This window comes from Streptomyces sp. NPDC051677, from assembly GCF_044453465.1.
Taxonomy (GTDB): domain Bacteria; phylum Actinomycetota; class Actinomycetes; order Streptomycetales; family Streptomycetaceae; genus Streptomyces.
On the sequence record NZ_JBITCT010000021.1, the window covers coordinates 142,233 to 163,929 of the forward strand.

Below are 21,697 nucleotides of genomic sequence, written 5' to 3' on the forward strand. Positions count from 1 at the left end.
GGGGGGATCAGTCGGGGGTGATGCTCACCTCGTCGAACTGGGCGGTGCCGAGGGCCAGCGGGCTGCGGGAGCAGACCACCAGGCCCACGTGGAAGGGGGCGTCGCCGAAGCCGGGGATCTCGCCGGAGGCGAGGGCGGCCCAGGTGGCGCCGTCATCGGTGGACACTGCTGCGGCGAAGGCGGTCCCGGCGCGCTTCAGCCGTAGCAGCAGGGGCAGTTGGACAGGTGCGGTGCCGGAAAAGGCGGAGCCGCCGGCCACGGTTCTGCGCAGCATCAACTGCGCGGAGGTCCCGCCGGTGACGATCACTCCGGCGGCCTGGTCGAACGGTGACAGCGACTTGGCCATCAGCAGGCCCACCCGGTCGGCGGCAGCTCCGCTGCGGGAGACCAGCCGGGCGGTGACCGTGCAGTCGCCGGTGACGGGCTGTCGTACGAACTGCCCTGTCATTCCCTGGTTGTTGACGGTCAGGTCGACGCCCGCGCCGCGGACGGTGAAGGTCTTGCCGTCGTACGAGCTGCTGCCCGGCGTACGGATCGCGACCACGCCGAGCGTCCCGTAGGCCCGGTCGTCGAGGATCACGTCGCCGAGATCGCCGTAGGTCCATGGGGTGGGCGGGGGTGTGCCGACGGTGAGGGCGAGGGCGCCGGTGCCGTCGCCCGCCGCGTTGCCCGCGGTGGTGGTGATCGTGAACTCGCCGCTCTCGTTGGGGGTTCCGCAGATCAGACCGGTGCGTTTGTCGACGCGCAGGCCGTCGGGGAGCCCGTCCGCGGTGAAGCGTATGGGCTCGTGCGAGGCGCGCAGGAGGTGACGGAAGGGAACGCCCCTGTTCGCGAACACCGTGGTCGCGGAGGTGAGTTGGGGTGTGCCAGGCATCGGCATGGAGGCCGCCGCGGACTCCGAGAGCGGGCCGCGGCCACCGGCGTTCGTCTTCGCGACGACGTAGTGGTACGTCGTGCGGGGCGTGCCGGTGGCGTCGGCGTACCGGATGCGGGCGCCGAAGCCGACGGGGCCGATGCCGGTGGCGACGGTGTGGTACGGGCCGTCGGCGTCCGTGGCCCGCAGCACCTTGAAGCGGGCGGAGAGGTCCGGGTCGGTCCAGGCCAGTTCGACGGCGTCCGCGCCGGTGGTCGCCGTGAGGCCGGTGGCGGCGCCGGCCGGGTGCGATACCGTCCACACCTCGCCCGAGGCCGACGTGACGGTGACGTTATCGAAGGCTCCGGTGCCGGTTTCGGCGTAGTCCTCGGCGACGCCGAGGCAGGAGGTGAGGACGAGACCCGCGTACGCGGTGTGCCCCAACTCGACCTCGGTGGAGCCGACTTCGGTCCAGCGGATGCCGTCCGGGGAGATCGCGCCGGTGCACCGGCGTGCCTTGCGCGTCACCCGCACCCAGTACGGCGCCCGCAGCCGGTAGCCGTCGCCCGCGCCCTCGACGTACGGGGCCTGAAGCGGTGTCGCGGACTCCGGGAGGGCGCCGAGGTCAGAGATCGGGAAGGACGCGTTGGTGGTGATGGCGTCCTGCTGGGCGGGCGGCACGGGTGTGCTGCCGGTGGCGGAGACCTCCGCCCCGGCCGACGGCCGTACGCTCCACACACCGCTCCAGGTGTGCAGCGGCAGCCCCTGGATCAGCATGGCTGCGTGCGCCGCGTCCGCGTCGAGCGAGTCGCGCAGGGTTACGCCGATCTTGGAGTACTGCGAGCTCAGCGGCCACACGATCCGTGCGGTGACCGTGCCGTCGCCAGGCAGCGGCAGATGCACGAGGCGATAGGCGTCGGCGGTGCCGCTCGCCTCCAGGACGAAGCGTTCGCCGTCGAAGGCGGCGGAACCGGGGATCCTCACGTCGCCGAGATCCTGGGTGGACCAGGGGGCGGGGAGGCCGGCTGCGGCAGAGGCGATGCGTGAACTGTCGCTGCCGCCCTGAGAGTTGAAGGCAATGACCGTGTAGTGGTACGTCCGGTCCGGTCGCGCGTCGGTGTCGCTGTACGTCGGCTTGTCGAGGCCCGTGGCGATCTCCTCGTACGGGCCCTCGGGCTTGGTCGCCCGGTGGACGCTGTACGTCCTCGCCCACGCGGACGGCAGCCAGCTCACGGTGACGGACCTGCCGTGGCCGACCGCGGTGACGCCCGCCGGAGCCGTCGGCGCCGTCGTCGACGAGGTGGCCGTCGCGCCGGCGTAGGCGAAGGTGCCCCAGCTGGGCAGGTCGTCGTTGCTGCCCTCGACGGTGCGGGCGCCGCCGGCGCCACGGAAGACGGCGGCCTTCGTGTACGGGGTGTCGAGACCTCGGACGCCGGCGTAGTGGGCGTACGCCATCTCGTAGATCGGCGGGAGATTGCCGCGGCCGGTCGCGGAGACGGCCTTCTTGATGTACTTGCCGGTGCGGTCGAGGTCGGGGGTGAAGGGGACGTCGCCGCCGAGGTTGTAACGGGCGGCGTACTCGAAATTGGCGAGGATGCGGTTGTCTTCGTGGCCCCAGAGGTCGACGCCCTGGTTCCAGGCGACCTGGGCGATGTCGCCGGTCAGGCCGACGGCGAGCTGTTCGTGGCCCTGGTCGCGGCCGGCCTCCTGGCCTTGACCTGCGTCGGTGACGATGCGGTGCGGGATGCTTCCGTTGCCCGCGCCGGCCGCGGCGAAGCGCAGGGCGTCCTCGAAGAGCACGGGCTCCTCGCAGAACACGCCGATGGCCAGGATGGTCTGAAGGGCAGTCAGGTCCCAGTTGCCGTTGGCGTAGAGCATGTAGCCGGACACGGCCGGATACCAGACGTCGAGGAAGGACCGCTCGCAGCGGGCGATGTCCGGCTGCGCCCAGCCGTCGTAGTCGCTGTGCCGGAGGAGTTCGGCCGCGTTGACGAACTTGAAGGCCTGGAGCCCGGCGCCGAGCGGCCCGTCCGCGCCGGTGATCGCCGTCAAAGACGCCGACCAGGCGTTGAGGATGTCGCGGGCCTTGTCGGCGTTCGCCCGGTTGCCGGTGACCGCCCACATGAGGGCGTTCTGGTAGGCGGCGGCCGAGTCGGCGACGGCCTGGTTCTGGAAGTTGGTGGGGCCGCGGCCCCAGGAGGTGATCTGGCCCGTGTTCTGGACGGCGTACGAGGCCGAGGAGCGGGCGTGCGCCGCGAACGCCAGGTAGCCGTCGTAGACGGGGGACTGCTTGGCGGCGACGGCCGCCTTCATCCGGGCCAGGTCGTCGGCGGTGTGCAGCAGGCCTGGGTGGGCGAAGGCTCTGGCGCCGGTGTCGCTTCGGGCGGCGGCCCTGGCGGTGGTGGGCACGAGCAGTCCGCTCGCGCCCGATGCCAGCAGCAGGGCCGCCGCGCCGCCGAGGAAGCCCCGGCGGCTGGTCGCGGGGGTGATCATGACGCGGCGGCCGCCTCGGCCTCGGCGGTCGTGAGGAACGTCAGGTTCGTCACGTGCTCGTTGTAGAACCACTGGATGGCGTCGGTGGTGTAGTACCACTTCGGCTTCTTCATCGAGTCGGCGACGACGACCCCGTTGATCACCAGGTTCTCGAAGGTGACGTTGTCGATGGCGTGTTCGGCGTCATAGCCGAGGAACAGCGACGGCTCGGCGTGGGTGCCCGTGTAGCTGAGGTTCTTGACGTAGACGTCCTGGATGCCGCGGCCGACCGAGGTGTTGTACTTCGGGTTGTACATCACCTTCATGTAGATGACCTGGCCCCAGCGGAAGTCCTCGATGCGCACGTCCTCGATGCGGACGTTCTTGATGAGGTTGGAGTCGCCGGGGTTGAGGGCGATGCAGCCCTGGTAGTTCATCTGGGGCTCGCGGTGGTCGAGGACGTCGATGTTCTTGATGACCAGGTTCTCGAGCGTCTCGGGGTTGTCGGAGTTGCCGTGCGTGCCGACGTTGATCGGGTGCGCGACATCGGCCCACAGGGTGCAGTTCTGGATGGTGATGTCGCGGGTGTCGCCGTAGTAGTCCCAGCGGTGGCAGTAGATGGCGAAGCAGTCGTCGGAGTTGCGCATGAAGCAGCCGTCGAAGACGATCCCGGTCGAGGAGAAGACGTCGAAACCGTCTCCATTGCCCTTCGAGCTGAACGAACGCGCCTTCTTGACATGGACGTTCTCGCTCATGCCGAACGTGCCCGCGTAGCCGTTCGGGTTCATGATGATGACGTCCTCGACGCGGATGTTCTTGCTGCCCTCGCAGAGGATCCCGCCGGGGCCGGCGTTGAGCATGCCGCGGCCGGTGAGGGCGGCCTTCTCCACGTTCTTGAAGAACACCTGCGCCTGCAGGACGGCGCCGCCCGCGAGGTACACGGTCTTGCCGCTGGGCACGGTGAGGACGTTGCCGGTGACGGTGTGCACACCGGGGCCGAAGTAGATGACGTCCGGGTCGTCCGCCGAGGGCGGGTTGGGGCAGATGTGGTTGGTGATGACGTGCAGACAGTCGAAGATCTCGTCGTTGATCTGGACGACGACGTCCTTCGGCTCGTCAAGGGTGAACACCAGGGTGTCGCCGCCGAGTTCGGGCTTGATGCCCAGCGAGTCCGGTCTCACCCGGGCCTTGGTGGTGCCGCCCTTGAGGTACGTCACCTCGACTTCGACGGAGCCCTGGAAGTCGAAGTACACCATCGACGTGTTGTAGACCTTGCCGGAGCCGGTGGTCGCGTTGATCTCCTCCAGCTGCGGCCGGTAGACGTCGAGCGTCTGCCAGTCGCCGTCGGGGGCGGTGCGCACGCGCACCCTGAAGCTGGTGTTGGTCGGCATGGTGGCCGGACGGGGGTACGTGACCAGCCTGGGGGCGGAGTTGTCGTCCGCCCCTTCGGCCCGGGCCGCCGTGGCCGTGAGGTCGGTGAGGCCGGCGGCGAGGACGGTGGCGCCGACCGCCTGCAGGGCGGTACGGCGGGACAAGGGCGTGATCATGTGTGACTCCTTGCGGCAAACAGGTCGGTAAGGGGGTTACTTGAGACCGGAGGTCGACATCCCGGCGACGAAGCCGCGCTGGGCGATGAGGAAGATCAGCAGGATCGGGACGACATACATCACGGACGCCGCGGCCTGAAGCTCGGGCACGGGCGTGCCGGCCTCACTGACGTAGGTGGTCATCACGGCGACGGCGAGCGTGGTGCGGTCGGTGGACAGCAGGAGCTGCGGGGCGATGTAGTCGCCCCAGGTCCAGGTGAAGGCGATGATGAAGCTCGCGGAAAGCACGGGCCAGGACTGCGGCAGGAAGATCCGCCAGAAGATCGACGTGTATCCGCAGCCGTCGACGATCGCGGCCTCCTCCAGCTCGCGCGGCAGGCCCGCGAAGAACTGCCGGAAGAGGAAGACCAGATAGGGCGCCGAGGACAAGCCCCACAGCACCCACGGCCAGTAGGTGTCGACCATGCCGAGCTTGGCGAAGATCAGATAGGTCGGCAGCAGCGTGACCATCTGGGGCAGCATCATCGAGCCGAGCAGGACGCCGAAGAGCACCTTCTTGCCGGGTGCGTCGAGGCGGGCGAAGCCGAAGCCGACCCAGGCCGAGCTGAGGGTGACGAGCGTGGCGTAGATGAGGGCGATGACCAGGGAGTTGCGGGCGTAGCCGAGGAAGTCGATCTGGTTGAAGGCGTCGGCGAAGTTGTGCCACTGAAAGGCGTCGGGCAGCCAGTGCACGGGCGAGGCGGCCAGTTCGCCCTGGGTCTTCAGGCCGGAGAGGATCAGCCAGCCGAAGGGGCCGAGGAACAGCCCGGTGACGGAGACGAGGACCGTGTAGAGGACGAGGCGCTTGGCGCGCACCCGCACGCGCACGTCGGTCACCGATGACTTGGGCGGCAGGGTGGTGGCGGTCACTTCTTCGCCTCCGGGTCGACGTTGTAGAACACCGCGCCGGACGTGAACCTGAAGATGAGTCCGGTCACGGCGAGGATCAGGACGAAGAGCACCCACAGCAGTGCGGAGGCGTAGCCGTAGCGGCCGAGCGCGAAGTACTGCGCGAACACGTGCATCATGTAGAGGTAGTTGGACTGCGGAACCGTGGTGATGCCGCTGGTGTCGCCGAGCGGAGCCAGCAGCAGCGGCATGATGGTCTGCACCGAGGCGATCATCCCGGTGACCGTCTGGAAGAGCAGGACGGGCGACAGCAACGGCACGGTGATACTGCGGAAGGTGCGCCAGGCGCCGGCCCCGTCGATGCGGGCCGCCTCGTGGAGTTCCCGAGGTACGTCCTGAAGCCCCGCCAGCGAGATGATCATGACGTTTCCGGCGCCCCAGAGCACCGTCATGAGCAGGACGTAGCGGGCGTAGGGGTCGGCGAGCCAGCCCACGGCGTCGATGCCGAAGAAGGTCAGGACGCCGTTGGAGGCTCCGGAGTTCTGATCGAAGAGAAGCTTGAAGGCGAGGCCCGCGCCCACCGGCGGCACCACGGCGGGCAGATAGAGCAGGGTGCGGAACACGCCGCGCGCCTTGATCGGCCGGTTGACGAGGACGGCGAGACCGAGCCCCGCGATGATCGACAGCGGCACCGAGGTCACCGCGAACAGGCCCGCGCGGCCCAGCGCGTCCCAGGTGACCGGATCGTTCAGCAGTTCGCGGTAGTTGCCGAGTCCGACGTACTTCCAGTGGGGAGAGATGCCGTCGAACGTGGTGAAGCTCAGCCACAGCGCGTACGCCATCGGCGTGATGGTCAGCAGCAGGAACCCGATGATCCAGGGCGAGGCGAACATGTAGAACGCCCGGCGCCTGCGCGCGATCATGGAAGTCCGCGGCCCGCCTGCGGCCGGTGCGCGTCGGGCGCTCGCGGCGGCGCCCGGCCGCTCCGCGACGGAGGAGATCTGGTCGACTGTCATCCCACCTGCTCCTTACCGCGCTTCAGCTGCTCGTTGACAGCCGCGTTCAGGCGCCCGGCGAGAGCGTCGACGGAGATCTGGCCGTTCATCGCGGCGGGGGCGATCTGGTTGAAGAGGGCGTCGACCGCGTCCGCTCTGGAGTAGGGGGTGAAGGAGACCACCGAGAAGTGCTTCAGCTCGTTCTCCTGCGCCTTCAGCACCCGTTTCTGGTAGGCCTCCTTGGCCGGCATCAGCGAACGCAGCGACTTCAGGGTGGGGATGCCCCAGCCGCCGGAGGCGCGCGCCTTGGCCGGTTCCTCGCCGAAGAACCACTCGAAGACCCGCCATGCGGCGTCCTTGTTCTTCGCTCCGCGCGGCATCCACAGGCCGGTGCCGCCCTGACAGGCACTGATCCGCGGGCCGCCCGCGAAGACGGGGGCAGGCGCCAGGCGGGACACGTCCGCCAGCTTCTTGTCGGTCCCGATCATGCCGCCCAGCCAGTAACCGGAGTTCGACATGGCCAACCGCCCGGCCTGGTAGGTGGGCCCGTCCCAGCCGTTGGGGTCGGGCTGGATGAGGCTCGGCCCGACCTTGGTCCTGGCGTAGTCCATGTACCAGGCCAGGGCCTTGCGGGCCTCGGGGGTGGTGAAGTCGACCTGGGAGAAGTCGTCGTTGAAGAGGCTGCCGCCGGCGGACGCGGTCATGGTCGCCAGGAGCGTGGCCCGGGTCAGGCCGTTGAAACTGCCGCCGAAGACCGTGGTCTGGCCCTTCTTGCGCTGGACGAGGCGCTTGGCGGTGTCCAGCCACTCCTCGTACGTGACCGGCTCGGTCTCCGACGGGTAGTCGACGCCCCCCTTGTCGAACGCCGCGGTGTCGTACCAGAACATGGAGTCCTGGGAGAAGTCCTTGGCCATGCCGTAGCGCGGGCCCTTGCCCTGGGTACGGCCGTCGTACCGCCACAGGTCGTTGACGGGATCCAGGTCGTCGAGCCCCAGGACGTCGCTTCGGGCGAAGTAGGGGTCCAGCTCCTCGGCCACGTCCCGTGCCGCGAAGAACGGCAGGTCCACGGCCCCGACGCCGCGCACCAGGTCGGGCGGCTCGCCGCTGGTGAGCATCGCGATCAGCTTGGTGATGTCGTACTTCACCAAGCTGATCTTGATGCCGAGGTCTTTCTTCGCCTGCTGGACCTGCTCCGGGAGGATGTCGCCGGAGTTGACCATCACGGTGACGGTCTCGCCGGATCCGCTGACCCCGCTCGACACGCGCATCGCGCAGCCGCTCAGCGCCGCCGCGCCGGCCACGGCGCCGCCGGCCGACAGAGCGAGAAAGCGGCGGCGGCTGGGAGGGGCGCCGGCATGGGAGCGCATGGAGGCCTCGCCTTCTGGTTCGGGGATACGAGCTCGGGCGATCCGAGGAGGTCGCGAACGCGGGATCGCGAGGGACTCGCCGTAGTAACAGGTAGCAACCGGTTGCTACGAGCGGGTGGCCAGAGCTTGTGCCGGTCTCGATGGCGCGTCAAGAGCCTGCGCAGACTTTCGAAAACTCCGCGCACGGGCCGCCAGCCGCCGCGCAGTCACCGCAGAGCGGTCTCCGCCCTCCAGGAAAACTCGTCTGACCTGCGATGATCAGCGAGTCGGCACCCGGGTCCGCACCGGGGCCGGCCCTTCGAAGATTTTGCCGACTCGCACCCGCGAACACCGCCTCCCTGCACCTTCGGCAACCGGTTGTGCCGACGGCTCCGCCTTCGCGCCTCACTCCGCGCCTTCACACCGGAAACATGTTTCACGCTCCCGCGAGGCCCGCCCGCACGCCCCGGCCGCCCCTACGAACTCCCCCTCTGAAGTGCCCCTTTGCCCAAAAAGCGGCCCGCAAGGATTTCCGTTTCGGCGATCCGTCCCACCGATTGACCCCGGCTCCGGAGCAGACCTACGGTAGAAGACGCTTTCAGAAAATGTTTCCTACGCACTCAGGAGAGTCATGCCCAGCGCCCAGCTGCCCAGGGCCGTGTTCGCCATGGATCCGGTGCATCTCCCCCTGTTGTTCCCCGCGCCGCTCCTGGCCCGCCTGCGGCAAACGGCCGACCTCGACCCCACGATCGTCGTCCGGGACTTCGCCGATCCGGCCGCCGCGCCCGCACTGGCCGGCGCCGAGGTCCTGATCACCGGCTGGGGCTGCCCCCACCTCGACGCGGACGCGCTCACCGCGGCGCCCGGGCTGCGCACGGTCCTGCACGCGGCGGGCTCGGTCCGCACCCTCGTCGGCGACGCCCTGTGGAAGCACGGCGTCGCCGTCTCCAGCGCGGTCACCGGCAACGCCGTACCCGTCGCCGAATACACCCTGGCCATGATCCTGCTCGCCGGAAAGGACGCCTTCGCCCACCGCGAGCGCTTCCGCCGCACCCACGCCTACCCCACCCCCGCCGAGACCGCGACCACCGGCAACCTCGGCCGCCGCGTCGGCGTCATCGGCGCCTCACGGGTGGGCCGCCGTCTCCTGGAACTGTTGCGCCCGTACGACTTCGAGGCCTTCCTGCACGATCCGTACGTCGACGCGGCCGAGGCCGCCGAGCTCGGCGCCCAGCTCCTCTCCCTGGAGGATCTGCTGCGCCACAGCGACATCGTCAGCCTGCACGCGCCCGACATCCCCGAGACCCACCACATGCTCGACCGCGCCAGGCTCGCGCTGGTCCGGGACGGCGGCCTGCTGATCAACACCTCCCGGGGCGCCCTGGTGGACCACGCCGCCCTCACCGACGAGCTGCTCTCCGGTCGGCTGAACGCGGTCCTGGACGTCACCGAGCCCGAACCGCTGCCCGCCGACTCCCCCCTGTACCGGCTGCCCAACGTCTTCCTCACCCCGCACATCGCGGGCTCCCTCGGCAACGAGCTGGAGCGGCTCGGCCGCATCGTCGTCGAGGAACTGGAGCGCCTGGCGCAGGGCCTGCCCCTGGCCCACGAGGTACGGCACGCGGACCTGGCCCGGGTCGCGTGATGTCGGCGCCGCCCGGGCGGCCCGGCCCGCGCCGCGACCGGCACGCCCCGTCGTCCCACCGGTGGCCTACGCGAGGGGAAAAGGCCTGTTCAGCGGCGGTCGCCGGGCACTGTCCACAGGCTCCCCCACCTGGGGGAACGATGGGATACCGTTTCCGCACCGACGAGGGGCCGGGCGGCCCGGGCCTCCCCGGCGGGCGGACCACGACGGCGAAGGAGCCAGCACGGTGAGTCAGCGCAGGACCAGCTCGGACGCCGGACGGTCGACCATCCGTGACGTGGCGGAGCGCGCGGGCGTGTCCGTGGCGAGCGTGTCGCGCGTGCTGTCCGGCAACTACCCGGTCTCGGAAGAGCTGCGCCGCCGGGTGATGAAGGTGGTCCGGGACCTGGACTACGTCACCAACGCCCACGCCCGCTCCCTCGCCGGCGGCGGCACCCCGACGGTCGCGATCCTGCTCAACAACATCACCGGCGCCGCCTTCGCCCACGTGGCCAAGGGCGTCGAGGGCGCCGCCACGATGCGCGGATGGCTCTCCCTGGTGGGCACCACAGGCGACGACCCGGAACGCGAGCTCGCCCTGGTGAACATGATGCGCCAGCAGGGTGTCGCCGCGGTGGTCCTGCTCGGCGGCGCCTACGACTACGAGGAGTACCAGCTGCGCATGGCCCGGTTCGCCCGCTCCCTGGACGCGGCCGGCTCACACCTGGTCCTGGTCGGCAGGCCGCCGCTGGAGGGCGACGTACCGGCCACGACCGTCGACTACGACAACGAGTCCGGCGCCTATGCCATGGCCAGCCATCTGCTGTCCGCGGGCCACCGACGGGTCCTGATCCTGCCCGGCCCCGCCCCTCTCACCACGGCGCAGAGCAGGCTGAAGGGCGCCCGGCGGGCCTTCGAGGCGTACGGGGCGCCGTTCGACCCGGGCCTGGTGCGGCACGGTCCGTACGACGACGAGCACGGGTACTCGGCCGTCGAGAGGGCCCTGCGGGAGACGCCCGACTTCACCGCCGTGCTCGCCGGGACCGACATCGTCGCGGCCGGAGCCATGCAGGCGCTGCGCTCGGCGGGCCTGCGCGTCCCGGAGGACGTGTCGATCGTCGGCTACGACGACATCCCGCTGGCCTCCCAGCTCACCCCTCAGCTGACCACCGTGCACGTCCCGTACGAGGAGATGGGCCGCGTCGCGCTGCGGGCGGTCGCCGACCGGCGCGAGGGCGGCTCGGGCGGCCGCAGGGGCGGCGACGGGGAGCACCTCGTGCTGGGCACTCATGTCGTCGTACGCGACTCGGTACGGCCTCCGTCTCGACGGTGAGCGAGTGAGATGTGACCACGTTACGAAACCGTTTACCGAAGGTTTTTGCCGACCTCGCCGAGCGCTTGAGCGATGTCTTCCAGGGGTCCTGAAGACCTCTGCTCAGCGTTTCTGACCTGCGGAGATCACTCCGCCATACGGCATCCGCAGCGCTCACGGAGACCTGATCCCACCGACCCACGGCCGTAACAAGTTTCCGCCTACCTCTTGCTCTGCGCGGAGCGTCCGTCCTACGGTCCCAGCAACCGGTTACTACAGCTTCCGCTTTGGCCGAACCCCCCGCAACCGCGAGCCGACGCCCTCCGGCCGCCGTTCCTGGCCAGTACCGAGCCGCCGTTCCTCGATTCCGAGGCCTACTTTCCGAAGGATCACGGTCAGATGAACTCCACCAGCCCCCGGAGAAGGTTCGCCCGCGCCGCCGTTGCGGGATTCGCACTGACAGGTCTGCTCACCGCTTGCGGCGGGTCCGGGGACGATGACTCGTCCTCGAAGTCGTCCGGTCCGGTCACCCTCGACTTCTGGGGCTGGGCCAACGGCCAGGAAGCGGTCGTCAAGGCGTTCAACGCCTCCCACAAGGACGTCCAGCTCAAGTACACCAAGGTCACCGACCAGCTCACCATGCAGAAGCAGCTGACCAACGCGGTCAAGGCGAAGAACGCGCCCTGCCTGGTGCAGAACACCGCCGAGTACGTGACGAGCTGGGTCTCGCAGGACGCGCTCGCCGACCTCACGCAGTACGTCGAGCCGAGCAAGGACAAGTTCAACGCCGGTTCCTGGGCCGCCGGGCAGGTGCAGGGCAAGGTCTACGGCGTGCCGACCAGCTCGGCGCCCGCGTTCACGATCTACCGCACGGACGTCTTCGCCAAGTACGGCCTGAAGGCGCCCACGACCTGGGACGACTTCATCGCCGCGGGCAAGGAGCTGAAGAAGCACAACATCAAGATCACCAACTACGCCGGCGAGGACCCCAGCACCCTGGAGGTGCTCGCCATGCAGGCCGGGGCGCACTGGTACGCCGTCGACGGCGACTCCTGGAAGGTGAACTTCCAGGACGCGGGCACCCTCAAGGCCGCGAAGGTGATCCAGGACGTCATCGACAACGACCTCAACTCCAAGCTCTCCTTCGCCGACTACGCCGCCGTCCAGCGCAACTACGACAACGGCGGCACCGCGACCCGGCAGATCTCCACCTGGCAGATGGCCGGCATGGTGAACAACTTCACCAAGTCCTTCGGCCAGTGGGCGCTCACGCCGTGGCCGACCTTCGCGGGCGAGCCGGCCAAGACCCCGGCCGGCACCAACCAGAGCGGTGGCGTGACCCTGGTGCCCAAGCAGTGCGAGAACCAGAAGCAGGCGGCCGAGGCGGCGCTGTGGATGTCCACCGACGTCGGCGCGGTCAAGACGATGGCGAGCCCCACCACGGGCAACGGCGTGATGCCCGCACTGGCCGACAGCGACTCCTACGTCGGCGAGGCGATCTCCCAGAAGCTGCTCGGCACGAACTACCAGCCTGCCCAGCAGGTCGTGAAGGACAGCCTGGGCACCGTCACCACCGACTGGGCCTTCGGTCCCGACTGGACCGCGATGTTCACCGAACTGCAGGCGGGCTGGGGCAAGGTCGTCAGCAAGGAGCAGAAGGTCACCGACCTGCTCGCGCACATGCAGCAGTGGACGGTCAACGACCTGAAGTCCCGCGGCATCAGCGTCAAGGGCTGAGGCGCAGCCGATGATTCGTTCCCTGCGCTGGAAGGGCGCCGCCTTCACGGCGCCCTTCCAGCTCGGCTTCGTGTTCCTCTACCTGGTCCCGATCGGCTACGCCGTCTACCAGTCCCTGTTCCGCACCCGGCAGTCCGGGCTCGGTCTGGGCGGCGCCACGGAGAAGTTCTCCGGCTTCGACAACTACCAGCAGGGCCTGACGGACTCGGCGTTCCTGACGTCCATCCTGCGCGTGGTGCTGTTCGCCTGTGTGCAGATCCCGGTGATGCTGTTCGTCGCCCTGGTGCTGGCGCTGCTGCTGGACGCGCTCACCTCGCGCGTGGCCGGCCGGTTCCGGATCCTGCTCCTGGTCCCGTACATGATCCCGGGGGTGGTCGCGGCGATCGTGTGGATCAACCTCTACAGCCCCGACGTCGGTCCGCTGACCCCGCTCGGCAAGCTGTTCGGATTCGACTGGAACTTCTTCTCGCCGTCCATGGTGTGGCCGTCCATCGGCAATCTGCTCACCTGGCACGGCATCGGCTACAACATGGTGATCATCTACTCGGCGCTGCAGGCCGTGCCGCGCGAGCTGTTCGAGGCCGCGCGGCTCGACGGCGCCTCCGAGCTGCGGATCGCGCGCAGCATCAAGGTCCCGTACGTGCGCGGCGCGCTCGTCCTGACCGGTCTGCTGTCCATCATCCAGATGCTGCAGATCTTCAACGAGCCGGCGCTGTTCAGGAACGTCACCCCGCAGACGGTGAACGACAGCTTCACCCCGATCATGATCATCTACAACCAGGCGTTCAACGCCGGCAACTACCACTACGCCGCGACCCTGTCGGTGCTGCTCGCCCTCATCCTCGGCGTGGCCTCCTTCCTCTTCTACCGGCTGACTTCGAGGGAGGCAGACTGATGACGCTCACCGAAAACCGCGCCGAGAAGCCCGACAAGCCCCCGGCGCCGGCCGTCCGCCGCCGGACCCGCCCGGACCCGGCCGCTCGCTCGCGCGGCGGCCAGCGCTTCCTGCTCGTCGGGCTCGTCCTGGCCAGCGCCTACAGCCTGTTCCCGGTGTGGTGGCTGATCGTCGCCGCCACCAAGGACCGCGTCGGCCTCTACCAGAGCAATGGACTGTGGTTCTCCGGCTGGCACCTGTGGGACAACCTGCACCAGCTGTTCACGTACGAGGACGGCATCTTCCTGCGCTGGACCGCCAACTCCCTGCTGTACGCGGGGGTCGGCTCCCTGGGCGGCACGCTGATCGCCCTCGCCACGGGCTACGGCCTGGCCCGTTTCGACTTTCCCGGCCGCACCGTGGTGTTCGCGAGCGTGGTGGGTTCGTTCCTGATCCCGATCGCGCTGCTCACCCTCCCGCTCTACCTGATGTTCTCGGAGATCGGCCTGGTCGACACCCCCTGGGCGATGCTGATCCCCTGCCTGATCAACCCGTTCAGCGTGTACCTCGCCAAGGTCTACACCGAGGCCACGATTCCCTACGAACTCCTGGAGGCGGCCCGCCTCGACGGCGCCGGTGAGCTGCGGATCTTCTTCAGCATCGTCCTGCGGATGATGACGACGGGCGGCGCCACGGTCTTCCTGCTGGCCTTCGTCAACACCTGGAACGCCTTCTTCCTGCCGCTGACCGTGCTGCGCGGCGAGAAGAACTGGACGCTCAACATCGGCTTGTACAACTGGAGCGGCAAGCGCCTGGAATCGGGCGTCGACGTCACCAGCCTGGTCCTGACCGGCGCACTGCTGTCCATCGTGCCGATGGCGATCATGATGATCGCGATGCGTCGCTACTGGCGGACCGGCGTCACGTTGGGAGCGCTGAAGTGACCGTTGCGCACAACCCCGTGATCCGCGGTTTCGCGCCCGATCCGTCCCTGATCCGGGTCGGCGACCGGTACTACGTGGCGACCAGTTCCTTCGAGTGGTTCCCGACGATCCCGATCCACAGCTCGCACGATCTGGCCCACTGGGAGTACGCGGGCCATGTCGAAGGAGCCGCTCCCGGGGGGACGCTGGCCGGCGTCCCCGACTCGGGCGGCATCTGGGCGCCGTCGCTGAGCTGGGACGGCGAGCGGTTCTGGATGGTCTACGCGGTCGTGCGGTCCGTCGGGACGCCGTACTTCGACCAGGACGTCCACGTCACCACGGCCACCGACGTGAGCGGCCCCTGGACGCCGCCGCGCCGCGTCGCGAGTCACGGTTTCGACCCCGCCCTCTTCCACGAAGAGGGCCGGCTCTGGCTGCTCAACCTCCAGAACGACCACCGCCCGGGCGGCAACCGCTTCGCGGGCATCGTCCTGACGGAGCTGGACCGCGACACACTCGCCCCGCTCGGCGACACGCACCTTCTCCTCCAGCACGAACGGCTCGTCGAGGGACCGAAGTTGCTCAAGCGCGGCGGGTGGTACCACCTCATCCTCGCCGAGGGCGGAACCGGTTTCGAGCACGGCGTCCGCACGGCCCGCGGTCGGACCCTCACCGGCCCGTACGAACTCGACGACCGCCCCTTGCTCACCTCGCGCGACGATCCGGGGCTGCCGCTGCAGAAGGCGGGGCACGCCGAGCTGGTTCAGACCCCGGACGGCGAGTGGTTCCTGAGCCACCTCACGGCCCGCCCGCTGAGGACGCCGCACGGCCCCCGCTGCACCCTCGGCCGGGAGACCGCGATCCAGGCGGTGACCTGGGACGCGGCGGGCAGACCGCGGCTCAGGCAGGGCGGTTGGCATCCGTCGGTCGAGGTCGAGGTGCCGGGCAGTCCATACGAGACTCCCCCACCCTCTCCCTCCGACGACCCGCTGGGCTGGCCCTGGAGCACCCTGCGCGAACCGCCGGATCCCTCCTGGGCGGACGTCGCCTCCCGTCCGGGCTGGATCCGCCTGCGCGGCCGGCACGGTCCCGAGTCCCGCTGGGCGCAGAGCCTGCTCGCCCAGCGCCTCACCGAACACCGGGCCACGGCTCAAGTAACCCTGGACGCATGCCCGTTCACCTTCACGCAGGCCGCCGGCCTGATCCTCCGCTACGACGCGGAGGCGTATCTCTGCCTCGACCTGACCTGGGCGGAGCCCGCGGGCGAGCCGCAGCGCGGCCAGCAGTGGGAGGGCGGGGGACGGACGGTCCTCAGCCTGGTGGAGCGCGACGAGAACGGTGCGCGGCAGGCGGCGGTCGTGGACGTCGACGCGAGCGTGCCGGTCACGCTGGGCGTCACGGTCGACGGCGAACAAGCGCGTTTCTGGTACGTGCGCGACGGGGTGCGCACGCCGGTCGGCCCGCCGCTGGACGCCGACCGGCTGTCGGACGACCATGGCGGACGGCTGCGTTTCACCGGCACCCTGGCCGGGATCCACGTCCGGGACCTGGTCGACGCCGCCTTCACCGCGGACTTCCGGGACTTCCGGCTGACCTGCACGCCCGCCTGAGCTCATGCGGTTTCGAAAGTTCACCGCCACAAGATCCCGTGTTTCCCGATGTCTTCACGTCGCGCTGCGGCACACCTAGGATAGCAAGCGCTTTCTGCGAGCCGCCTGTTTCCGGATCGGCTCCGAAAGGGTGCTGGTCGAACTTTCGCTGGCCCTCGGGCGGGCCGGAGAGGTGGTTCCCAATGGTGCACACGGCGAGTGCGAGCGTGACGGCCGGGCCGACCCTGGCGGTCGTGGCCCGCGAGGCGGGGGTGTCCGTGCCGACCGCTTCCAAGGTGGTCAACGGCCGGGAGGACGTCGCCCCCGAGACCCGCCGCCGGGTCACGGAGGCGTTGGACCGGCTCGGCTACGTACGAAGACCGCGCTTCGACGCGACGAAGCCGCCGCGGCTGGTCGACCTGGTCGTGCACTCGCTGGACAGTTCCGGGTCGGGCGCGGTGCTGCACGGCGTGGAGGAGGCGGCGCACGACGCGGGTCTGGACGTGGTCGTCTCGGCCGCCCTGTCCCGCACCCGCGCCGGCCGCCCGCAGCGCGGCTGGCTGGACAAGCTGACCGTGCGGGGTTCGGCCGGAGTCCTGTTCAATCTGGCCGAGTTGACGGCCTCTCAGTTCGCCTGGCTGGAGCAGCACCGCACACCGTTCGTGATGATCGACCCGGTGGTCGAGCCGCCGCCCGGGGTGGTGTCGGTGGGAGCGGCGAACTGGCAGGGCGGGGTGACGGCGACCGAGCACCTGCTGGCACTCGGCCATGAACGCATCGCCGTGATCGCCGGTCCGCGCCGCAGGATGTGCAGCAGCGCCCGGGTCGCCGGCTACCGCTCGGCGCTGGCCTCGGCCGGGCTCGCGCAGCGCCCCGAGTACCTGCGCAACGGGGGCTTCGACGAGTCCGTCGCCCACCGACGCATGCGCGAGCTGCTCGATCTGCCCGAACCGCCGACGGCCGTGTTCGTCTGCTCCGACCGCATGGCCCTCGGCGTCTACCAGGCCCTGGCGGAACGGGGGTTGAGGATTCCGTACGACGTCAGCGTGGTCGGATTCGACGACCTGCCGGAGTCCCGATGGACCACGCCCGCCCTCACCACCGTCCGTCAGCCGTTGGCGGAGATGGCGGCGACGGCCCTGCGGCTGCTGGTGCGGATGATGGACGGGGAGCATCCGGAGGGAACGCGGACGGAGCTGTCGACGCGGCTCGTACAACGGGCGAGCACGGCGCCACCGCGGAGCTGACGGCCAGACCCGCCCCGCGGCCCGCCCCTCCGCGAGACGAACATCTCGGGGCGCCCGCCGCGGAGGCCTGCGCGGGCGTGCAGGCGTGCAGGCGTGCAGGCGTGCAGGCGGCGGCAGCCCCGGCCGGGCGCGTAGGCTCGGGCGGGATGAACACCATTCCCGCACGCCTCGACCACATCGTCCTCGCAACGCCCGATCTGGCGACGACGGTCGCCGAGTTCGCCCGCCGCACGGGACTGACCCCCGCGCCGGGCGGAGTGCACGTCGGGCTCGGGACCCGCAACTACCTGGTCGGCCTGGGCGGTCGCGCCTACCTGGAGATCATCGGCCCGGATCCGGAGCAGCCCGTGCCGTCCCATGCGCGCCCCTTCGGGATGGACGTGCTGGCCTCGGCACGGACGACCACCTGGGCGATCAGCCCGCCCGATCTTGACGCGGCAGTCGCGGCCGCCCGCGCCCGGGGCTACGACACCGGTGACGTACGGGAGATGAGCAGACGTCGTCCCGACGGCGCCCTGCTTCGATGGCGGCTGACCGACGGCGGCACCCCGCATCCGTCCGGCGTGGTGCCCTTCCTCATCGACTGGGGCGCCACGCCCCATCCCTCCGCGTCCGGCCTGCCCGTCAGCCCCCTGCTGGAGCTGACCGCGACCGCCCCGGACCCCGAGGACGTCCGCCCCCTGCTGAGCGCCTTCGGCGCCGACCTCACCGTCACCGAAGGTCCGGGGGGCTTCTCGTTCACGGTGGACACGCCCAACGGGCCGGTGACCTTCACCTGACCTGGGAGGCCGCTCTCAGCAGGCGCAGTTGCCCGATCTCGGCGACGTTCTTCATCAGCTCCGCGTTCGCCCAGGCCAGCAGGTGGGACACCGTGTACTCGGGGTCGCTCGACCAGGGAAACGGAGCGGTCCGGTCCAGGTCGGCGTCGCTGAGCCCCTCGACGGCGGCCGTCCACTCCTCGCGCAGGCCGCGCAGCCAGGCGACAGCACAATCGCCCGCCCCCGGCCAGCGGACCTCGGAGCGCTCTCGGGGAGGGCGGCCGAGGAGGTGGTCGGTGGCGACGCCCAACCACCAGGCGAGATGCCAGCTCACCCAGCCGACGGTCGGAACCGGGACGGGGTCGGGTTCCGTGTCCGCCCAGTCGGGCGTCCATCCTCCGGCGCCGTCCGGGTGGAGGGTCCAGCAATGGGCTGCCGGTTCCCAGAGGAAGTCCTCAGGTCCCACACGGTCGAGGTGGTACTCGAAGAGGGACCAGGTAAGGGCGAACTGCCAGCTCAGAAGCTCACGGCGGCCTGCGTTGTCCATCGGGCCACCCTCGCACGCGTGGGAAACACCTGGGGAACGGTTTTCCGCGCCGGACGTCCGTTTCCTTCAAGACCGGCTGCACTTGTCCCGCCTACCGTGGCCGTATGAGTCCACGATTCGATGCCATCGGCCTGGTCGTCTCCGACATGGCCGCCTCCGTCGCCTTCTACCGTCGGCTCGGGTTCGCCTTCCCCGAAGGCGCCGAGCGAGAGCCGCACGTCGAGGCCGAACTGCCCGGTGGGCTACGGCTGTTGCTGGACACCGAGGAAACCGTCCGCTCGTTCCACCCGACGTGGCGGCCGCCGTCCGGAGGCGGCCGGGCGTCGCTCGCGCTGCGCTGCGCCACACCCGACGAGGTGGACACCGTGTACGAGGAGCTGGTGGGCGCCGGCCACCCGGGCGAGCTGAAGCCGTGGGACGCCTTCTGGGGCCAGCGGTACGCCGTCGTGCACGATCCCGACGGCAACGGCGTCGATCTGTTCGCGCCGCTCGCCCAGTAGCTCCTCGCGTCGCAGTGGACAGGTCGGCGCCCTAGCGCAGCAGGTCGCCCAGTGTCCGGCCCGTGAACTCGCGTACGTCTCGGGAGAGATGGGCCTGGTCGGCGTAACCGGCGTGGGCCGCGGTGTCCGCGTACGGCACGCCCTTGCGGACCAGCGCGAGTGCGCGTTGCAGGCGCAGGATCCGGGCCAGCGTCTTGGGGCCGTAGCCGAAGGCGGTCAGCGAGCGGCGGTGCAACTGGCGGGCGCCGAGGCCGAGTTCGTCGGCTGTGGCGGCCACCGGACGGCCCGCCGCGAGGGCGGCGACCAGTCGACGCAGCGCGGGGTCGGGCGGAGCGGCCCGTTCCAGTGCCAGCGCCTCCAGCGCCGTCGCCGGGTGCGCCGCCGCAGCGACTCGGGCACGCAGGCGCCGCACCTCCGACACCGGCCACAGGTCGGCCAACTCCACGCGGCGGTCGCGCAGTTCGTGGGCGGGTACGCCGAGGAGGGCCGGCGCCGTGCCGGGGTAGAGGCGGACGCCCGCCCAGAGCGCGGGCGGGCCGTCGGGGGTGTGAGCCCGGGTGTCCGGTCCGGCGACCAGCAGCCTGCCCTCACTCCACAGCAGGTCCATGCAGCCGTCGGGCAGCACGGGAAGCCTCAGGAACGCCGCCGACGGCGTGTTCGTCCACACCACCGCCCCGGCCAGCCGGGAGGCCCGCTCTTCGTACACGTACGCCAGGTTACGCCGCCGCACCCGGGGTTCCTGTGGGCCGGCTGACCCCGTACGCCCGCTTGAGCGGGGGCTCAGTCCGCGGGCTCACCCCTCTGGGAGCCGTTCCCCCCGTTCGCCCCGTTGCCGCTGTTGCCACTGCCCCCGCTGTTACCGCCGTTGCCGCTGCTGCCTTCGTTACCGTCGCTGCCGTCGTTTCCAGTGCCGCCGCCGTGCCCTCCGTACCCTCCGTGGCCAACGTGGCCCCCGTGTCCTTTCAGAGAAGTCTTCACGTGTGTCCGGAACCGTCCCGTCACGTCCTCCGGCGGAAGGAAACGGGACCATCTTTCGGGGAACTCGGACGGCATGTCGGGATCGTCGGGGTCGTCCTCCTCATGCGAGCGGATCGCCGCCACGCGGGCGACGTACTCCGCGGCCTCCTCCTGCCGCAGCCGTTCGTTGGCGGCGCGGGCCGCGGCCGTCGCGGCGGCCGGCCAGACGCGGTCGATCGCGGCGTTGACGGCGGCGCCGACGAGCACGGCGAAGGCGGACACGCCGATCCACAGCAGTACGGCGACGGCGGCGGCGAGGGAGCCGTAGATGGTGGCGCCCTCGATCGTGTTCGTCAGGTAGATGCGCAGCAGGAAACTGCCGAGCACCCACATGGCGAGGGCGACGAGCGCGCCGGGCACGTCCTCGATCCACGGGGAGCGCACCGGCACGGAAACGTGGTAGAGCGTGGTCAGGAACGCGACGGACAGGACGATCACGACCGGCCAGTACAGGACCTGGACCACAGTCGTCGACCAGGGCACGATCCCCACCACCGCGTCCGGTCCGGCGACCATCAGCGGCAGCGCGATGGAACCGATCAGCAGCGCGGCGACGAACAGCAGGAACGCCACCAGCCTCGTCTTGACGATGCCGCGCACCCCGTCGAGGCCGTACATCACGGTGATCGTGTCTATGAAGACGTTCACCGCGCGCGAGCCCGACCACAGGGCGAACAGGAACCCGATGGAGATCACGTCGGGGCGGCCGCCCTTCATCACGTCGTCGAGGATCGGCTGGGCGATCTGTCGGACGCCCTTGTCGGACAGGACCGTGCGCGAGGCCTCGAGGAGGTTGCTCTCCAGGCTGCTGATGCTGTCGGTGCCGGTCCAGTCGTCGACGTAGCCGAGCAGGCCGATGAGGCTGAGCAGCAGGGGCGGCACGGACAGCAACGTGAAGAAGGCGGCTTCGGCGGCTAGACCGAGGATGCGGTACTCGATGCAGGAGTTGACGGTGTCCTTCAACAGCAGCCAGGCGGTCCGGCGCTTGGAAACGTTCCGGTAAAGGGCGCGTGCCCGGTGGAGACGCCCAGCGGGGCTCCCGGGTTGCTCGGGTGACTGACTTGCTGGCTGCACGCCCTAAAGGTATCCGCCGTTCGGGGCTGCACTCACCTCCGGCAGGGCTGCGTCACCGGGTCGGGACGCGGCGCGCGGGCTCCGGATGGCCATGACCGTCGTACCCGGGGGTTCTGAACTGCTGGCGATTGGGTGCGCACGGGGGGTGTTCTGGCGCGCATGGGTGAGTCTTGCTGCCGCGGCAGGTCCGGCGGCCTGGAGGGGAACAGGAGTTTCCCTGTCGAATGGGTGACCTTTGCCGGTGGTGGTCGTTGGGTGCGGTGAGGGGTTCTCAGGCCGACGCGGGGAGGGGCGAAAGAGATGGGCGGGTTGCGGGAGACGGCGGCGCCGTTCGTCGCCCTGGGCCCGTCCGGTGTGGCGGTCCGCGACCGGCTCAAGGGCCTGACGGCCGGGG

17 protein-coding genes are annotated in these 21,697 nt (G+C 70.0%); 9 read left to right on the plus strand and 8 right to left on the minus strand.

Going from position 1 to position 21,697, the window contains the following annotated elements; translation table 11 throughout:
* Positions 1-7 precede the first annotated feature (7 nt).
* From ACIBAF_RS24920 to ACIBAF_RS24940, 5 genes are read right to left on the minus strand one after another with little or no spacing between them, the layout of a single operon-like run.
* On the minus strand, positions 8-3,346 hold the full coding sequence (locus tag ACIBAF_RS24920; RefSeq protein WP_399465770.1) for an alginate lyase family protein: 3,339 nt from the start codon (positions 3,344-3,346) through the stop codon (positions 8-10).
* Positions 3,343-4,872 carry a glycosyl hydrolase family 28 protein gene (locus tag ACIBAF_RS24925; RefSeq protein ID WP_399465772.1) on the minus strand — a complete coding sequence of 510 codons (1,530 nt, stop codon included), beginning with the start codon at positions 4,870-4,872 and terminating at the stop codon, positions 3,343-3,345. Before ACIBAF_RS24925 ends, ACIBAF_RS24920 begins: the two co-directional genes overlap by 4 nt.
* A gap of 36 nt (positions 4,873-4,908) precedes the next feature.
* Entirely contained in the window at positions 4,909-5,781 is an 873-nt protein-coding gene (locus ACIBAF_RS24930; RefSeq protein ID WP_399465774.1) for a carbohydrate ABC transporter permease, read from the minus strand.
* Positions 5,778-6,776: a carbohydrate ABC transporter permease gene (locus ACIBAF_RS24935; RefSeq protein ID WP_399465776.1), complete on the minus strand. Its 999-nt coding sequence runs from the start codon at positions 6,774-6,776 to the stop codon at positions 5,778-5,780. The genes ACIBAF_RS24930 and ACIBAF_RS24935 overlap by 4 nt, the downstream gene beginning before the upstream one ends.
* Positions 6,773-8,122, minus strand: a complete 1,350-nt coding sequence (locus ACIBAF_RS24940; RefSeq protein ID WP_399465778.1) for an extracellular solute-binding protein — start codon at positions 8,120-8,122, stop codon at positions 6,773-6,775. The genes ACIBAF_RS24935 and ACIBAF_RS24940 overlap by 4 nt, the downstream gene beginning before the upstream one ends.
* Positions 8,123-8,732: 610 nt before the next feature.
* On the opposite strand from ACIBAF_RS24940, the gene ACIBAF_RS24945 reads away from it, so the two are divergent.
* From ACIBAF_RS24945 to ACIBAF_RS24980, 8 genes are all read left to right on the plus strand, one after another.
* Positions 8,733-9,746: a hydroxyacid dehydrogenase gene (locus ACIBAF_RS24945; RefSeq protein WP_399465780.1), complete on the plus strand. Its 1,014-nt coding sequence runs from the start codon at positions 8,733-8,735 to the stop codon at positions 9,744-9,746.
* Between the two features lie 226 nt (positions 9,747-9,972).
* Positions 9,973-11,058, plus strand: a complete 1,086-nt coding sequence (locus tag ACIBAF_RS24950; RefSeq protein ID WP_399465782.1) for a LacI family DNA-binding transcriptional regulator — start codon at positions 9,973-9,975, stop codon at positions 11,056-11,058.
* Between the two features lie 378 nt (positions 11,059-11,436).
* Positions 11,437-12,774, plus strand: a complete 1,338-nt coding sequence (locus tag ACIBAF_RS24955; RefSeq protein ID WP_399465783.1) for an ABC transporter substrate-binding protein — start codon at positions 11,437-11,439, stop codon at positions 12,772-12,774.
* 10 nt (positions 12,775-12,784) lie between these two features.
* Positions 12,785-13,669 carry a carbohydrate ABC transporter permease gene (locus tag ACIBAF_RS24960; protein ID WP_399465785.1) on the plus strand — a complete coding sequence of 295 codons (885 nt, stop codon included), beginning with the start codon at positions 12,785-12,787 and terminating at the stop codon, positions 13,667-13,669.
* Positions 13,669-14,592, plus strand: coding sequence for a carbohydrate ABC transporter permease (locus ACIBAF_RS24965; protein ID WP_399465786.1), 924 nt, complete (start codon positions 13,669-13,671; stop codon positions 14,590-14,592). The genes ACIBAF_RS24960 and ACIBAF_RS24965 overlap by 1 nt, the downstream gene beginning before the upstream one ends.
* The gene (locus tag ACIBAF_RS24970) at positions 14,589-16,181 is read left to right on the plus strand and encodes a family 43 glycosylhydrolase (RefSeq protein WP_399465787.1); all 1,593 of its coding nucleotides are present in this window, start codon (positions 14,589-14,591) and stop codon (positions 16,179-16,181) included. The genes ACIBAF_RS24965 and ACIBAF_RS24970 overlap by 4 nt, the downstream gene beginning before the upstream one ends.
* A gap of 182 nt (positions 16,182-16,363) precedes the next feature.
* Positions 16,364-17,407 carry a LacI family DNA-binding transcriptional regulator gene (locus ACIBAF_RS24975; RefSeq protein WP_399465788.1) on the plus strand — a complete coding sequence of 348 codons (1,044 nt, stop codon included), beginning with the start codon at positions 16,364-16,366 and terminating at the stop codon, positions 17,405-17,407.
* 146 nt (positions 17,408-17,553) lie between these two features.
* Positions 17,554-18,186, plus strand: coding sequence for a VOC family protein (locus ACIBAF_RS24980; RefSeq protein ID WP_399465789.1), 633 nt, complete (start codon positions 17,554-17,556; stop codon positions 18,184-18,186).
* Here ACIBAF_RS24980 and ACIBAF_RS24985 read toward each other — a convergent pair.
* The gene (locus tag ACIBAF_RS24985; protein WP_399465790.1) at positions 18,179-18,712 is read right to left on the minus strand and encodes a DinB family protein; all 534 of its coding nucleotides are present in this window, start codon (positions 18,710-18,712) and stop codon (positions 18,179-18,181) included. The genes ACIBAF_RS24980 and ACIBAF_RS24985 overlap by 8 nt on opposite strands.
* A gap of 104 nt (positions 18,713-18,816) precedes the next feature.
* Here ACIBAF_RS24985 and ACIBAF_RS24990 point away from each other — a divergent pair, with 104 nt between their 5' ends.
* A complete protein-coding gene (locus ACIBAF_RS24990; RefSeq protein WP_399465791.1) occupies positions 18,817-19,212 on the plus strand; it encodes a VOC family protein in 396 nt (131 codons plus the stop codon).
* A 31-nt stretch (positions 19,213-19,243) separates the two neighbouring features.
* On the opposite strand, the gene ACIBAF_RS24995 is transcribed toward ACIBAF_RS24990, so the two are convergent.
* Both ACIBAF_RS24995 and ACIBAF_RS25000 read right to left on the minus strand, forming a co-directional pair.
* Positions 19,244-19,918, minus strand: coding sequence for a helix-turn-helix domain-containing protein (locus ACIBAF_RS24995; protein WP_399465797.1), 675 nt, complete (start codon positions 19,916-19,918; stop codon positions 19,244-19,246).
* A gap of 74 nt (positions 19,919-19,992) precedes the next feature.
* The gene (locus ACIBAF_RS25000; RefSeq protein ID WP_399465793.1) at positions 19,993-21,303 is read right to left on the minus strand and encodes a YihY/virulence factor BrkB family protein; all 1,311 of its coding nucleotides are present in this window, start codon (positions 21,301-21,303) and stop codon (positions 19,993-19,995) included.
* Positions 21,304-21,697 lie beyond the last annotated feature (394 nt).

What these genes read in the sequence shown, in the direction of transcription:
- ACIBAF_RS24935 (WP_399465776.1), bottom strand. Translation starts at nt 6,776, where the DNA reads ATGACAGTCGACCAGATCTCCTCCGTCGCGGAGCGGCCGGGCGCCGCC.
- ACIBAF_RS24990 (WP_399465791.1), top strand. Translation starts at nt 18,817, where the DNA reads ATGAGTCCACGATTCGATGCCATCGGCCTGGTCGTCTCCGACATGGCC.
- ACIBAF_RS24945 (WP_399465780.1), top strand. Translation starts at nt 8,733, where the DNA reads ATGCCCAGCGCCCAGCTGCCCAGGGCCGTGTTCGCCATGGATCCGGTG.
- ACIBAF_RS24980 (WP_399465789.1), top strand. Translation starts at nt 17,554, where the DNA reads ATGAACACCATTCCCGCACGCCTCGACCACATCGTCCTCGCAACGCCC.
- ACIBAF_RS24955 (WP_399465783.1), top strand. Translation starts at nt 11,437, where the DNA reads ATGAACTCCACCAGCCCCCGGAGAAGGTTCGCCCGCGCCGCCGTTGCG.
- ACIBAF_RS24920 (WP_399465770.1), bottom strand. Translation starts at nt 3,346, where the DNA reads ATGATCACCCCCGCGACCAGCCGCCGGGGCTTCCTCGGCGGCGCGGCG.
- ACIBAF_RS24925 (WP_399465772.1), bottom strand. Translation starts at nt 4,872, where the DNA reads ATGATCACGCCCTTGTCCCGCCGTACCGCCCTGCAGGCGGTCGGCGCC.
- ACIBAF_RS24985 (WP_399465790.1), bottom strand. Translation starts at nt 18,712, where the DNA reads ATGGACAACGCAGGCCGCCGTGAGCTTCTGAGCTGGCAGTTCGCCCTT.
- ACIBAF_RS24960 (WP_399465785.1), top strand. Translation starts at nt 12,785, where the DNA reads ATGATTCGTTCCCTGCGCTGGAAGGGCGCCGCCTTCACGGCGCCCTTC.
- ACIBAF_RS24975 (WP_399465788.1), top strand. Translation starts at nt 16,364, where the DNA reads ATGGTGCACACGGCGAGTGCGAGCGTGACGGCCGGGCCGACCCTGGCG.
- ACIBAF_RS24940 (WP_399465778.1), bottom strand. Translation starts at nt 8,122, where the DNA reads ATGCGCTCCCATGCCGGCGCCCCTCCCAGCCGCCGCCGCTTTCTCGCT.
- ACIBAF_RS24965 (WP_399465786.1), top strand. Translation starts at nt 13,669, where the DNA reads ATGACGCTCACCGAAAACCGCGCCGAGAAGCCCGACAAGCCCCCGGCG.